This window comes from Herbiconiux sp. 11R-BC, from assembly GCF_049472555.1.
In the GTDB taxonomy this organism is placed as follows: domain Bacteria; phylum Actinomycetota; class Actinomycetes; order Actinomycetales; family Microbacteriaceae; genus Herbiconiux.
This window is the reverse complement of sequence record NZ_JBCEBO010000003.1, coordinates 89900-104277: the sequence shown is the minus strand read 5'-3', so window position 1 is coordinate 104277 and position 14378 is coordinate 89900. Positions and strand designations below refer to the sequence as shown.

Sequence of the window (14378 nt, the reverse complement as noted above, 5' to 3'; positions counted from 1 at the left end):
CCGCCGCCGGTCGTGCCTCGGTCAGGCGGTGAAACCGCCGGCGGCGTCGAGACCGGCGACCTCGAGGAGGGCCGCCGTGATCTGCTCCTCGCCGGGCAGGGCGAGGAGGGGGTCGCCGTTCACGAAGACGCGCACCTGCGCGACGGCCTGGTGCACGAGCATCGCGAGGCCCGGGATGACGGCGCTGCCGGCCTCCGACCACAGCGTCGCGAACTGGCTCGGCCACGGGCTGTACGCCACGTCGAGCAGCGTCGAGGAGGCCACCGCCGCCGACCCGGCGAAGTTCTTCGCTGCATCCACGCCGCCCGGCAGCGAACTGATCGTGACGTCGGGCGCGAGCCCGGCGACGGCGGGATCGTGCAGCGCGAGCACCGAGGAGCTGAGCCCGGCGCGCCGCGCGGTCTCGGCGGCCGCCTCGCCCTTCGCGGGGCTGCGCAACACGATGTCGACGTGCTCCGCGCCCAGCCGCGCCACCGCGAGCACCGCCGAACGGGCTGTGGCTCCCCCGCCCACCACGAGCGCGTGCGAGACGCTCGGCACGCCGGCGCGGGTCAGGGCCTCGGCGATGCCGAGCACATCCGTGTTGAAGCCGTCGAGCCGACGGCGCCCCTCGGCGCGTGTCACGAGCACGGTGTTGACGGCGCCGCTCGTCGAGCCGATCGCGTCGACCGAGTCGAGCAGCTCGAACACCGTCTCCTTGAGCGGCATCGTGAGCGAGAGCCCGCGCCAGGATGCGTCGAGCCCCTCCACGAACGAGGCCAGCGCCTCCGCGGTCACGTCGGCGACGCCGTACTCCCAGGGCAGGCCGAGGGCCGCGTAGGCGGTGCTGTGCAGGAGCGGCGAGCGGGTGTGCGCGATGGGCGAGCCCAGCACGGCGAGTCTCCGGGGCGCGCGCAGCGCATCCGGATCGTCGCCGGCGAAACCCGACCCCGCGAGATCGAACGGTGTCATGGTCTTATTTGTACTCGGGGTGGTCGGCCCACCACTGCTGCAACTGCAGAACCGCGGCGTCGTGCTCCTCGATCGTGGTCGAGAACACGGTCTCGCCCGTCTCGAGGTTGACCGTCACGAAGTAGATCCAAGGGCCGTCGGCCGGATGCAGCGCCGCATTGATGGCGTCGTCGCCCGGATTCGAGATGGGCCCGATCGGCAGCCCCGGGTTCGCGTAGGTGTTGTAGGGGTTCGAGGCGTCGTCGCGCTCCGCCTGCGTGGTCTCGACGAGCTTGACGCCCGCGCCGTAGGCGACCGTGGCGTCCGACTGCAGGTTCATGCCGTCGGCCAGGCGATTGGTGAACACGCGCGACACCTTGGCCATGTCGGGTACGCTGCCCGCCTCCTTCTGGATGAGGGCGGCGAGCGTCACGACGTGGAAGCGGTCGGCGGGCGCGACCCCGGCCGCGTCGAGCGACTGGAAGGAGCGCTTCACCATGGTGGTGATCATGTCGGCCGCGGTCTGCCCGGGCTGGAAGGTGTAGGTCGCCGGGAACAGGAAGCCTTCGATGCTCGGCGCCTCGGCCGGCACGCCGAGAGCCGCGTAGTTCGCGCCGGCGGCCTGGAAGTCGGAGAGCGGCAGGCCGGTGGCATCGGCCAGCGACTGGTAGATCGTGGCGGCGCTGGACCCCTCGGGGATCGTGACCTGGTAGTCGACCTTGTTGTTCGGGTCCAACAGCGCGTCGAGCGCCGACTGCGCACTCATCTGATTGGCGAGCTTGAAGGTGCCGGCCTGGAAGACGGGCGCCGGGCTCTGCTTCACCAGCAGGTCGTAGAACGCGGCGGAGCTCTTCACCACGCCGGCGGCGGCGAGGTTGTCGCCGATGGTGGAGCCGATGTCGCCGTCGTTGATGACGAACTGCACCTCGCCGGTGCCGGACCCGCTGTAGTCGTCGACCTCCTTCGAGGCGAACAGCGACTGCACCTGAGTTCCGAAGGTGTTCCACACGAACACGGCGGCGCCGCCGAGCAGTCCCACGATCACGACGGTGACGATGAGCCCGGTGAGCCAGCGCCGCGGCTTGCGGTCGCGCCCGCCGCCCGAGCGGCCGCCACCGGATCGCCGGGTGCCGCCGCTGCCGGCCCCGCCGCCGCTCGCGCGCGTGGGCGTCGCCGCTTGGTGGTGGGCGCCCTGCGGGGTCACGGCCGCCTGCCGGGCCTCGCGGCGCGACGACGGCTGCCCGGCCTGGTTGTCGACGTCGGTTCCGGCAGCACTCTCTGCGCGGAAGAACTCGGCGAACGGGTGGTCTTCGGGTGCCTGTCGGTCAGTCACTGCCTATTCCTCGGGTCGGCTCGATGAGGGTGCCGGGCGGTCTGCCCGATGCACGCTCGCTGTCCAGGGCATGTTGCACGAGTATAACCGCGGCCACCTGATCGATCACGGGACGCGAGCTCCGAGTGTTCCGACCGCTCTTGTGCAGCGCCGATTGTGCCGAGACCGTGGTCAGGCGCTCGTCGATCATGCGCACGGGCAGCCCACCGGATGCCGCGAGCCGCTCCGCGAAGTCCCGCGCGTCGGCCGTCGAGGCCGTCTCGCCCCCGCTCATCGCGAGCGGCAATCCCACCACGTATTCGAAGGCGTCGAGCTCCGCGGCGATGGCACGGATGCGCTCGAGGTCGGCGGTCGCCCCCTCGGCCGAGCGGGCGACGGTCTCGACCGGGGTCGCGAGCATGCCGTGCAGATCGGTGCGCGCGACGCCGATGCGGGCCTTGCCCACGTCGATGCCGATCCGCACGCCCGTGCGCATTCCTTAGCCGGCCACCGCGGTCGAGATGGCCGCGAGGGCCTGGCCGAGAGCCGATGCGTCGGTTCCGCCGCCCTGGGCGAGGTCGTCCTTGCCGCCTCCGCCTCCTCCGAGCACGCCGGCGGCGAGCTTGGCGAGCGCACCGGCCTTGGCCCCGGCGGCGCGGGCGCCCTCGGTGGTGGCGACGATCACGACCGGCTTCTCGTTCACCACGGCGCCCAGGGCCACCACGGCGGCCGAGCTTCCCCCGGCCACGAGAGCCTCGCGCACCCCGGTCACGAGGGTGCGCACGTCGTCGGCAGAACGGAGCTCGCCGAGATCGTCGGCCACGAGCGTCACCGCGCCCACCGGGTGCGCGGAGCCGGCGAGGGCCGGGATGCGCGTGGAGAGCTGGCCGGCCTCGAAGGCCGCGATCTTCTTCTCGGCCGCCTTGAGGTTCGCGGTGAGCTCGGCCACGCGGGCGGTGAGCTCGTCGCGCGGCGTCTTGAGCGAGGAGCTGAGCTGCGCCACGAGGGCGCGCTCGGTGGCGAACTCGCGGAAGGCCTCGATGCCGACGAGGGCCTCGATGCGGCGGTTGGTGGCGCCGATCGACGACTCGCCCTGCAGGTTGATCATGCCGATCTCCGAGCTCGACCCCACGTGGGTGCCGGCGCAGAGCTCGCGCGACCAGGGGCCGCCGATGTCCACCATCCGCACGATCTCGCCGTACTTCTCGCCGAAGAGCGCCATGGCGCCCATCGATCGGGCCTCGTCGAGCGGCAGCTCGCGGGTCACGACGTCGAGGTCGCTCCGGATGGCGAGGTTCGCGATCTCCTCGATCTCGGTGCGGGTCGAGGTCGAGAGCGGCTGGCTCCACGAGAAGTCGAGCCGCATGTAGCCGGCCTTGTTGTAGGAGCCCGCCTGGTGCGCTTCTTCGCCGAGCGTCTGGCGCAGGGCGGCGTGGATGAGGTGGGTCGCCGAGTGGGCCTGGGTGGCCCCCCGACGCCAGTCCGCGTCCACCACGGTGCGCGCGCGGTCGCCGACGGCGACCTGGCCGCTCGTGACCTCGGTGCGGTGGCTGATGAGCCCCTTCACGGGCTTCTGCACGTCGAGCACCGTCAGTTCGAAGCCGTCGCCCACGATGGTGCCGGCGTCGGCCTCCTGACCGCCCGACTCGGCCCAGAGGGCGGTCTCGGCCAGGATGACCTCGACCTGCTCGCCCGCGACCGCCGAGTTCACCGAGACGCCGTCGAGGATGAGGCCCAGGATCGGAGCCTCGGCCTCGAGCGCGTCGTAACCGCGGAACACCGTCTCGCCGAGGGCGCGGAACTGGCTGTAGACCGTCAGGTCGGTGATGCCGAGCTTCTTGGCCTTGGCGTCGGCCTTGGCGCGCTGCTTCTGCTCGGCCATCAGCGACTCGAAGGCCACGCGGTCGACGGCGAGGCCCGACTCCTCGGCGATCTCGAGGGTGAGGTCGATCGGGAAGCCGTAGGTGTCGTGCAGCAGGAAGGCGGTGTCGCCGGCGAGCACCGGCGCGACACCGGCCGAGCTGGCGCCCGACTTCACCGCGGAGACCGCGGTGTCGAGGATGGTGGTGCCGCCCGTGAGGGTGCGCAGGAACGACTCCTCTTCGGCGTAGGCGCTGCGCGAGATGCGCCCGAAGTCACGCTCCACCTCGGGGTACGCGGCCTTCATCGCGTCGCGCGAGGCGGTCAGCAGCTCCGGCATGGTGGCGGTGTCGACGCCGAGCAGGCGCATCGAGCGCACCGTGCGGCGGAGGAGGCGCCGCAGGATGTAGCCGCGTCCCTCGTTCGACGGGGTGACGCCGTCGGACATCAGCATCAGAGCGGAGCGCACATGGTCGGCGACCACGCGCATCCGCACGTCGTCGTCGTGCACGGCGCCGTAGCGGCGCCCCGAGATCTCGGCCGCGCGGTCCAGCACCGGGCGCACCTGGTCGATCTCGTAGAGGTTCTCGACGCCCTGCTTGAGGAAGGCCACCCGCTCGAGGCCCATGCCCGTGTCGATGTTCTTGCGCGGAAGTTCGCCGAGGATCTCGAACTCCGTCTTCGAGGTGCCCTCGCCCCGCAGATACTGCATGAACACGAGATTCCAGATCTCGATGTAGCGGTTCTCGTCGGCGACCGGACCGCCTTCGACGCCGTAGGCGGGGCCGCGGTCGAAGTAGATCTCCGAGCAGGGGCCGGCCGGGCCGGGCTGGCCGGTCGACCAGTAGTTGTCTTCCTTGCCACGGCGCTGGATGCGCGCATCCGGGAGGCCGGCGACCCGCTTCCAGATGTCGATGGCCTCGTCGTCGTCTTCGTAGACGGTGACCCAGAGATCGCGCTCGGGGAAGCCGAGGCCGCCGTCGGCCTCCGGCGTGGTGAGCAGCTCCCAGGCATAGCCGATGGCGCCCTCTTTGAAGTAGTCGCCGAACGAGAAGTTGCCGTTCATCTGGAAGAAGGTGCCGTGTCGGGTGGTCTTGCCCACCTCTTCGATGTCGAGGGTGCGGATGCACTTCTGCACGCTCGTGGCGCGCGGGTACGGCGCCGGAACGAGACCCGAGAGATACGGGATGAAGGGCACCATCCCGGCCACCGTGAACAGCAGCGAGGGGTCTTCGCTGACGAGGGAGGCCGAGGGAACGACCGTGTGCCCCCGGGATCCGAAGAAGTCGAGCCAGCGGGAGCGGATGTCAGCGGTCTGCATGGAGTGCGGGGGTCCTTGTCGAGCGGTGGAGGACACCGCCCCGGCCCGGGCGCGAACGCCCGGCCGGCCGGTGCGGGGCCTGGTGGGGCGGAAGACTACTTGCCGGCGATGGCGGCGCGGAGCTCGGCTTCGCGCTCACGGTAGCCGTCGATCAGCGAGTCGCTGAACTCCTTGGTGCGCTTGTCGAACTCGCTGAAGAACTTCTTGCCGCTCGACGTCTGGTTGAACTGGTGCGCCACCACGAATCCGATGCCGACGCCGGCGATCAACCACAGAACCTTCTTCATTGTGTTCTCCTCGTTCGTGTCTCGGGCAGAAAGAGCCTCACGACAGTTTAGTGCGCGTCGGTGCCGCTCGTCTTCGCGCGGCGGAAGCTGAGCATGGCGGCGCGGACGGCCGCGCTGAAGCCCGCGACCTTGATCAGCGGACCGCCGACGGATGCCGCGAACAACGCCACCAGCGAGGACACGTTGCCGGTGACCTCCTCGACGTTGCGGGTGATCACGTCGACCCGGGCGAGCTGCTTGTTCGCCTCCTGCACGGTCACCGTCGACTCGGCGAGGATCGGCGTGATGCCGTCGCTGACGTCCTTGATGGAGTCGCGGGTCTGGTCGAACACTCCCCCGAGCTTCACCAACGGGATGGCCATCAGGCCGACGAGCACGGCGAACACGCCCGCGGCGATGAGTCCTGCGATGTCTCCACCGGTCATGGGATGCCTCTCTCTACGACGAAAGCGGGCCACCCAGGGGTGACCCGCTCTCCAGTATGTCGTGTGGACGACCGCTGCGCCTTATCGGGCGGCGTAGTACTCCACGACCAGCTGCACTTCGCAGGTCACGGGGACCTCGGCGCGCTTCGGGCGACGCTCGAGGCGGGCCTGCAGCTTGTCGAGCTCGACGGTCAGGTAGCCCGGGGTCTTCGGCAGGAGGTCGATGTGACCACCGGCAGCGGCGACCTGGAAGGGCTCGGTGCCCTCGGACTTGGCCTTGACGTGGATGAGCTGACCCGGCTTCACGCGGAAGGAGGGGCGGTCGACGAGCTGGCCGTCGACCAGTATGTGACGGTGCACGACCATCTGACGGGCCTGGGCGGTGGTGCGGGCGAAGCCGGCACGCAGCACCAGGGCGTCGAGGCGCATCTCGAGGAGCTCGACCAGGTTCTCACCGGTCAGGCCCTTCGCGCGGCGGGCCTCTTCGAAGGCGATCTTCAGCTGCTTCTCGCGGATGCCGTACTGGGCGCGCAGACGCTGCTTCTCGCGCAGACGGACGGCGTAGTCGCTGTCCTGCTTGCGCTTGGTGCGGCCGTGCTCACCGGGAGCGTAGGGACGCTTCTCGAGGTACTTGGCCGCCTTCGGGGTGAGCGGGATGCCGAGTGCCCGCGAGAGGCGGGTCTTGCTGCGCGTACGCGACTTGGTAGCCACTTACGTCCTTTCGTAGAAATTCTTACAAGATGGATGCGCGCCGGAGCGCGCGGGTGAATCCACAGGATTCCAAGTAAGAGGGTGTCTGCCGGGCCGTTCGGCTAATGAACGCGATCCCGTCATCGAACGTCGATCGGCAGCCGCTCCGAAATGACGCTGATTAGGCGTCTCTGAGATTAGCACAGCGAAGGCGGCTAATTCGGCTTTCCCCGCGTGATGTCGCGGAGTTTCTGCAACCGCGCCGACACCTCGCGCTCGTGCCCGTGATCGGTGGGGTTGTAGTACGTGGTTCCGGTCAGCTCGTCGGGCAGGTACTGCTGGCGCACCACCCCGAGGTCGTCGTCGTGCGGGTACTTGTAGCCCTTGCCGTGGCCCAACCGCTTGGCGCCGGCGTAGTGCGCGTCACGCAGGTGCTTGGGCACCCGCCCGAAGTTGCCCGCCTTCACATCGGCGATCGCCGCGTTGATGCCCATGTACGCGGCGTTCGACTTCGGCGCCGTGGCCAGGTACACCACCGCCTCGGCGAGCGGGATTCGGCCCTCGGGCATGCCGATCATCTGCACCGCCTCCGCGGCGGCGACCGCGATGGGCAGCGCCTGAGGGTCGGCGATGCCGATGTCCTCCGACGCCAGGATGATCACCCGGCGGGCGATGAAGCGCGGGTCCTCCCCCGCCTCGAACATGCGTGCGAGGTAGTGCAGAGCGGCATCGACGTCGGAGCCGCGCACCGACTTGATGAAGGCGCTGATGACGTCGTAGTGCTCGTCGCCGTTGCGGTCGTAGCGCAGCAGCGCCCGGTCGACCGACTGCTCGAGCACCTCGGTGGTGATGACGGGCACCTCGTCGTCGTCGTCGGGGTCGATCCCCGCCAGCACCGTGCCGGCCGACGCTTCGAGCGCGGTGAGCGCCCGCCGGGCGTCTCCCGACGACATCCGGATGATGGCGGCGCGCGCCTCGGGGTCGAGCGTGACCGCACCGGCCAGGCCCCGGGCATCCGCCACCGCCCGGTCGAGCAGGATGCCGAGGTCGTCGTCGGTGAGCTGCTCGAGGGTGAGGAGGAGGGAGCGCGAGAGCAACGGCGAGATCACCGAGAACGAGGGGTTCTCGGTGGTGGCCGCCACGAGGATGACCCAGCCGTTCTCCACCCCCGGGAGCAGCGCATCCTGCTGCGCCTTGGTGAAGCGGTGGATCTCGTCGAGGAAGAGGACGGTGGAGAGGCCGTAGAGGTCGCGGTTGCGGAAGGCGTCGTCCATCACCTGGCGCACGTCTTTGACGCCGGCCGTGACCGCCGAGAGCTCCACGAACTTGCGGCCGGAGGAATGGGCGATGGCCTGCGCCAGCGTGGTCTTGCCGGTGCCGGGCGGTCCCCACAGGATGACGGACACCGAGCCGGTGGTCCCGCCCACGTCGGAGGCCAGGTTCACCAGGGGCGAGCCGGGGCGCAGGAGGTGCTTCTGACCGGCCACTTCGTCGAGACTGCGCGGTCGCATCCGCACCGCAAGCGGGACCGCTCCGGAGTGGAGTCCCGGTTGCTGATAAGCCATACGTCTAGGGTACTGTGATGGGCCGACAGAGCCCGGCGATCAGAGACACATGGAGGACCCGTGGCACCCAGCAACCAGGAGCGCGCTGCCCGCGAGGCACGGACCCGTTTGCGCGATTACCAGGCCCGGCAGAAGGCTCACAACGAGCGCACCCGCCGGCGCGTGCGCGACAACGTGATCGCCGCGGTCGTGGTGGTGCTCCTCATCGCCGGGGTCACCGGAGCCCAGCTCTTCTACTTCAACGGCGGCCCGGGTTCGCCGGTCGCCTCCGCCTCGGCGACGCCCACCCCGGCGGCAACCGACGCGGCGGGCCAGAACACCGGTGACGTGCCCTCGGCCTCGGTGGCCGAGGACCGAACCTGGACCGGGACCATGACCATCGACGGCGCCCAGCTCGGCCTCCAGCTCGACGGCGCCGCCGCCCCTCAGGCCGTCTCGGCCTTCATCACCCAGGCCCAGTCCGGCTTCTTCAACGGCACCTCCTGCCACCGCCTCACCACTTCGGGCCTGTTCGTGCTGCAGTGCGGGGACCCCACGGGCACCGGCACGGGCGGCCCGGGCTACAGCTACGGCCCGGTCGAGAACGCCCCGGCCGACAACGTCTACCCGGCCGGCACGCTCGCCATGGCGCGCCAGAGCGGCAACGGCTACAGCATGGGCAGCCAGTTCTTCATCGTCTACCAGGACACCACCCTCCCCACGGATGCGGCGGGCGGCTACACCGTGCTCGGCACCGTCACGAGCGGCCTGGATGCGCTCCAGTCGGCCGTGATCGCCCAGGGCGTCGCCGGCGGTGCCACCGACGGCAAGCCGGTCGCCCCCGCCGTCATCAGCAGTGTCACAGTTCAATAACCGTGGCGGCACTGTGCAATAGGCTTGTGGCCGTACTCCAGACATCGTCGACAGGATGGTTCCGTGACCAGTAGTGATCAACTCCCGTGGGGCCGAGTGGACGACGACGGTTCCGTCTACGTTCGCGAAGCAGACGGCGAACGGCTGGTCGGCCAGTACCCCGACGGCAGCAAAGAAGAGGCCCTCGCCTACTTCGAGCGCAAGTTCACCGATCTCGCCGGCCAAGTGACCCTGCTCGAGCAGCGAGCCAAGCGCGGTGCTCCGGCCACCGACATCGCCAAGGCCGTCAGCTCGCTCACGGCCGCCGTGCAGTCGGCCAATGCCGTCGGCGATCTCGCCGCGCTGCGCACGCGACTTCAGGCTCTGGCGGGCACCGTCACCGAGATCACCGAGAAGCAGTCGGCCGAGGCTCAGGCCGAAGTCGCCGAGGCTCTCGCGCAGCGCACCGCCATCGTGGTGCAGATCGAGACGCTCGCCGCACACGACCCGGCCAAGGCGCAGTGGAAGGCGGTCACCGCGAAGATCGACGAGCTCTTCGCCGAGTGGCAGAAGCACCAGCACGAGAGTCCGCGGCTCCCCCGCGCTGAGGCGCAAGACCTCTGGAAGCGGTTCCGCGAGGCGCGCACCTCGCTCGAGACGCAGCGCAAGGCGTTCTTCTCCGAGCTCGACCAGGTGCACCGCGACGCCCGATCCCGCAAGCAGGAGCTGGTCGACCAGGCCGAGGCGCTCGCGTCGCGGGGTGTCGAGGGCATCACGGCCTACCGCGATCTCCTCGCACAGTGGAAGGCCACCGGCCGCGCCGGCAAGAAGTACGACGACGCGCTCTGGGACAAGTTCAAGGCCGCCGGCGACGTGCTCTACTCCGCGCGCAGCGAGGTCGTGGCGCGCGACGAGCAGGAGTTCGGCGAGAACCTCACGCAGAAGCTCGCTCTGCTCGACGAGGCCGAGCCGCTCCTGAAGGAGACCGACCGCACCAAGGCGCGTGAAGCCCTGATCTCGATCCAGCAGCGCTGGGATGCCATCGGCAAGGTTCCGCGCGAGCAGGTGAAGACGGTCGAGGAACGGCTCCGCAAGGTCGAGGCCGCCGTGCGCAAGCTCGACGAAGACTACTGGAGCCGCAACAACCCCGAGAAGAAGGCGCGCTCGGAAGGGCTCGCGTCTCAGCTCTCCGACGCGATCGACAAGCTCCAGCGCGAGATCGACGAGGCCCAGGCCTCGGGCGACAGCAAGAAGGTCGCCGAGCTGCAGGAAGCGCTCGACGCGCGCAAGATCTGGCTCGACGCCCTGGGCTGAGCGAGGCCACTCCTCCGGAGTGATCTGTGGATGAACGGAATTCTCCACAGATCACCCGCTGAGCCCGCACGCCGGCGGGCACGCTGACACCATCGGACGATGGCATCCGCTCTCCCCCTTCTTCTCGACTCCCCGTCCTTCCCGGTCGCCGAATTGAGCGCACTGGTGCTCGACCAGGAGGTGCGAGCTGTGGCGGGCGTGCACTGCCCGGCCGACATCCGGCCCTCGCCCGGGCTGAGGGCTCTGGCACTGCTCGCCTGTGTGCCGGCCGGCCTGATCGCCGAGCGCCGCACGGCGGCCTGGCTGCACGGTGCTCTGGGGCGGCTGGAGTCGCCGTTGCAGCTGTGCGTGCGATCAGCACACCGCGTGAACGTCACGCCCTCGCCCGAACGGCGGGTGCGGCAGGTGGTGCTGACCGAGGGCGAGATCGTCGACCACGGCGGGGTGCTCGCGACGGATGCCGTGCGCACCGCCGTCGACCTGCTGCGCTGGGAACCGCGTTTCGGCCTGGAGCAGGCTGCCTGCGTCGCGACCCTGCTCCTGTCGGTCTCCGCCGCGCCGGGCGATGCCCGGGCGGGTCTCGGCCGGAATCCGCACCTGCCGCACAAGCAGCGGGCGCTGCGTCGCCTCGAGCGGCTCCCGGGGTTCGGGAGCCCCTCGGTGGAACTCAGCCGCCGGTGACGCGGTAGACGTCGTAGACGGCGTCGATGCGGCGCACCGCGTTGAGCACGCGGTCGAGGTGGGTGGTGTCGCCCATCTCGAACACGAAGCGGCTGAGCGCGAGGCGGTCGCTGGAGGTGTTGACCGAGGCCGAGAGGATGTTGACGTGATGCTCCGAGAGCACCCGCGTGACGTCGGAGAGCAGTCCGGAGCGGTCGAGGGCCTCCACCTGGATCTGCACGAGGAAGACGCTCTTCGAGGAGGGGGCCCACTCGACGTCGATCATCCGCTCGGGTTCGGTCAGCAGCGAGGCGACGTTGTGGCAGTCGGCCTGGTGCACCGAGACGCCGGAGCCGCGGGTCACGAAGCCCACGATGTCGTCGCCCGGCACCGGGGTGCAGCACTTCGCGAGCTTCACCAGGATGTCGGGCGCTCCACGCACGAGCACGCCGGAGTCGCTGTGGGTGACCCGCGGGCGGCCTCCGACGAAGACGTCGAGGTCGGAGTCCTCGCTCTCCACCTCCGTCTGCAGCGAGGCGATGACCTTCTCGATGACCGATTGCGTCGAGATGTGGCCCTCGCCGATCGCCGCGTAGAGCCCCGACACGTTGTCGTAGTGCATCTGCGATGCGACCTCGGCGATGGAGTCCTGGCTCATCAGCTTCTGCAGCGGGAGGTTCTGCTTGCGCATGGCCCGCGCGATCGCATCCCGCCCCTGTTCGATGGCCTCGTCGCGCCGTTCCTTCGTGAACCACTGGCGGATCTTGTTGCGCGCACGCGGGCTCTGAACGAAGCTCAGCCAGTCCTGGCTCGGCCCGGAGTCGGGGTTCTTCGAGGTGAAGACCTCGACGACGTCACCGGAGCCGAGGGTCGAGTCGAGGGGTACGAGCCGCCCGTTGACCTTCGCGCCCATGGTGCGGTGGCCCACCTCGGTGTGCACGGCGTAGGCGAAGTCCACCGGCGTGGCCCCGGCCGGCAGGCCCACGACCTTGCCCTTCGGGGTGAAGACGTAGACCTCTTTCGCCCCGATCTCGAAGCGCAGCGAGTCGAGGAACTCGCCGGGGTCGACGGTCTCGGCCTGCCAGTCGGAGATCCGCGCGAGCCAGGCCATGTCGGTGTCGGGTGCGGTCGAGGAGGTGGTCGACGCCTTGCCGCCGTTCATCCGCTCCTTGTACTTCCAGTGCGCGGCCACACCGAACTCGGCGCGCTGGTGCATCTCGTGGGTGCGGATCTGGATCTCGACCGGGCGCCCGCCCGGGCCGATCACCGTCGTGTGCAGCGACTGGTACAGGTTGAACTTCGGGGTGGCGATGTAGTCCTTGAAGCGGCCGGGGATCGGGTTCCAACGCGCGTGGATGGAGCCGAGCACGGCGTAGCAGTCCCGCACGGTGTTCACGAGCACCCGGATGCCCACGAGGTCGTAGATCTCGTCGAACTCGCGGCCGCGCACGATCATCTTCTGGTAGATCGAGTAGTACTGCTTCGGACGGCCCACGACCTTGCCGCGGATGCGCCCGGCCTTCAGGTCGTCGCCCACGGCGTCGATCACCTGCTGCACGTACTCCTCGCGCTGCGGGGTGCGCTGGCGCACGAGGTTCTCGATCTCCACGTAGAGCTTCGGATAGAGCACGGCGAACGAGAGGTCTTCGAGCTCCCACTTGATCGACTGGATGCCCAGGCGGTGCGCGAGAGGCGCATAGATCTCGAGGGTCTCCTTGGCCTTGCGGGCGGCCGACTCGGCCGGCACGAAGCCCCAGGTGCGCGCGTTGTGCAGACGGTCGCAGAGCTTGATGATGAGCACACGGATGTCGCGCGACATCGCGACGATCATCTTGCGCACCGTCTCGGCTTGCGCGCTGTCGCCGTACTTGACCTTGTCGAGCTTCGTGACGCCGTCGACCAGCATGGCCACTTCGTCGCCGAAGTCGTGCCGCACCATGTCGAGGGAGTAGTCGGTGTCTTCTACGGTGTCGTGCAGCAGGGCCGCGGCGACGGCCTTCGAGCCGAGGCCGAGCTCGGCCAGGATCTGGGCGACGGCCACCGGATGCGTGATGTAGGGCTCGCCGCTGCGGCGCTTCTGCCCGTCGTGCGCCCGCTCGGCAGCCGTGTAGGCCCGTTCCACGATGGTCAGGTCGGCCTTGGGGTGATTGGCCCGCACTGTGCGGATGAGCGTGTCGACCGCGCCGGCGGGCTGAGCCCGCGAGAAGATGCGCGGCACGAGACGGCGCAGCGTCGCGGTGGATGTCGCTGTGGTCTCCGTCATGTCAGGCCTCCACCTCGATTATCCCTCAGTCGCGCAGCGCCGCCGCACGCGCGGTTGCGCTGTGGGCGGAGCGGTGACGACTCTCAGTGGCGTCCGAGCTCGCTCAGGGGGTGACGACGCGCACGCCGGCCGCGTCGAGGGCGGCCTGCATCTGCGCCGAGGGCGGTGCATCCGTCACGAGGAAATCGGCGCCGCCGAGGGGAGCCACCTGCGCGAACAGCCGCTGATCGAACTTGCCGGAGTCGGCCATCACCACGACTCGCTCGGCCCGGTTCATCATCTCGGCCATCATGGCGGCGTCGCCGAGGTTGGAGGTGGAGTAGCCCTCCTCGGAGACCGCTCCGACGGCGATCAGCGCCAGATCGCACCGCAGGTCGATCTCGGCGCCGCCCGGGCCGAGGTTGAAGCTCACCGGCCCGGTCGTGGCCTGGGTGATGGAACGTACGGAGCCTCCGAAGACGTAGAGGTCGCGGAAGGCCGTCGGCATGATCTCCGCCGGAACCTGCAGGTTGTTCGTCGCGATGGTCAGGTCCCGGTGGTTGCGCAGAGCGCGCGCGAGCGCGAGCGCGGTGGTTCCGGCATTGATCATCACCACGGAGCCGTCCTCCACCAGCGTGGCGGCCAGTTCTCCGATCTGCTCCTTCTCGGCTGCGCGCAGCCGCAGTCGCACGTCGAGCCCGCGATCGGTGGTGCGGCTCACCGCGGCCAGGCTGAGAGCGCCGCCATGGGTGCGCACGATCTGGCCATCCGAGTCGAGCTGGTCGAGATCGCGCCGGATGGTGTCGATCGAGACCGAGAACTGCTCCGCAAGTGCGGCGACGGTCACCTGTCCGTGCTGATTGATCGCATCCGCGAGGGCCGCCTTCCGTCCAGCGGGAAGTCGTCGTAGTTCGCTCATACGGCAACAAATAGCACGAAAC

13 protein-coding genes are annotated in these 14378 nt (G+C 69.5%); 3 read left to right on the top strand and 10 right to left on the bottom strand.

Annotated elements, in window-relative coordinates:
• Positions 1–21: 21 nt before the first annotated feature.
• From VD659_RS08975 to VD659_RS08940, 8 genes are all read right to left on the bottom strand, one after another.
• Positions 22–951 carry a shikimate dehydrogenase family protein gene (locus VD659_RS08975; protein ID WP_423260771.1) on the bottom strand — a complete coding sequence of 310 codons (930 nt, stop codon included), beginning with the start codon at positions 949–951 and terminating at the stop codon, positions 22–24.
• Positions 952–955: 4 nt separating this feature from the next.
• Complete coding sequence (gene mltG, locus VD659_RS08970; RefSeq protein WP_423260770.1) at positions 956–2263, bottom strand: endolytic transglycosylase MltG; 1308 nt, start codon at positions 2261–2263, stop codon at positions 956–958.
• A complete protein-coding gene (ruvX, locus tag VD659_RS08965; protein WP_423260769.1) occupies positions 2256–2738 on the bottom strand; it encodes a Holliday junction resolvase RuvX in 483 nt (160 codons plus the stop codon). Before ruvX ends, mltG begins: the two co-directional genes overlap by 8 nt.
• Positions 2739–2741: 3 nt before the next feature.
• Positions 2742–5423, bottom strand: coding sequence for an alanine--tRNA ligase (gene alaS, locus VD659_RS08960; protein WP_423260768.1), 2682 nt, complete (start codon positions 5421–5423; stop codon positions 2742–2744).
• A gap of 95 nt (positions 5424–5518) precedes the next feature.
• Entirely contained in the window at positions 5519–5710 is a 192-nt protein-coding gene (locus VD659_RS08955; protein ID WP_137835756.1) for a hypothetical protein, read from the bottom strand.
• Positions 5711–5757: 47 nt separating this feature from the next.
• On the bottom strand, positions 5758–6135 hold the full coding sequence (locus VD659_RS08950; protein ID WP_137835757.1) for a DUF948 domain-containing protein: 378 nt from the start codon (positions 6133–6135) through the stop codon (positions 5758–5760).
• 81 nt (positions 6136–6216) lie between these two features.
• Positions 6217–6846 (bottom strand): 30S ribosomal protein S4, encoded by a 630-nt coding sequence (gene rpsD / locus VD659_RS08945; RefSeq protein WP_137835758.1) that lies wholly within the window; start codon positions 6844–6846, stop codon positions 6217–6219.
• A 194-nt stretch (positions 6847–7040) separates the two neighbouring features.
• Positions 7041–8390 carry a replication-associated recombination protein A gene (locus tag VD659_RS08940; RefSeq protein WP_423260767.1) on the bottom strand — a complete coding sequence of 450 codons (1350 nt, stop codon included), beginning with the start codon at positions 8388–8390 and terminating at the stop codon, positions 7041–7043.
• A 60-nt stretch (positions 8391–8450) separates the two neighbouring features.
• Here VD659_RS08940 and VD659_RS08935 point away from each other — a divergent pair, with 60 nt between their 5' ends.
• From VD659_RS08935 to VD659_RS08925, 3 genes are all read left to right on the top strand, one after another.
• The gene (locus VD659_RS08935; protein ID WP_423260766.1) at positions 8451–9242 is read left to right on the top strand and encodes a peptidylprolyl isomerase; all 792 of its coding nucleotides are present in this window, start codon (positions 8451–8453) and stop codon (positions 9240–9242) included.
• Between the two features lie 63 nt (positions 9243–9305).
• Entirely contained in the window at positions 9306–10535 is a 1230-nt protein-coding gene (locus VD659_RS08930; RefSeq protein ID WP_423260765.1) for a DUF349 domain-containing protein, read from the top strand.
• A 99-nt stretch (positions 10536–10634) separates the two neighbouring features.
• On the top strand, positions 10635–11216 hold the full coding sequence (locus VD659_RS08925) for a hypothetical protein (RefSeq protein ID WP_423260764.1): 582 nt from the start codon (positions 10635–10637) through the stop codon (positions 11214–11216).
• On the opposite strand, the gene VD659_RS08920 is transcribed toward VD659_RS08925, so the two are convergent.
• Both VD659_RS08920 and VD659_RS08915 read right to left on the bottom strand, forming a co-directional pair.
• Positions 11203–13458, bottom strand: coding sequence for a RelA/SpoT family protein (locus tag VD659_RS08920; RefSeq protein WP_137835763.1), 2256 nt, complete (start codon positions 13456–13458; stop codon positions 11203–11205). The genes VD659_RS08925 and VD659_RS08920 overlap by 14 nt on opposite strands.
• A gap of 103 nt (positions 13459–13561) precedes the next feature.
• Entirely contained in the window at positions 13562–14356 is a 795-nt protein-coding gene (locus VD659_RS08915; RefSeq protein ID WP_423260763.1) for a DeoR/GlpR family DNA-binding transcription regulator, read from the bottom strand.
• Between the last annotated feature and the right edge of the window lie 22 nt (positions 14357–14378).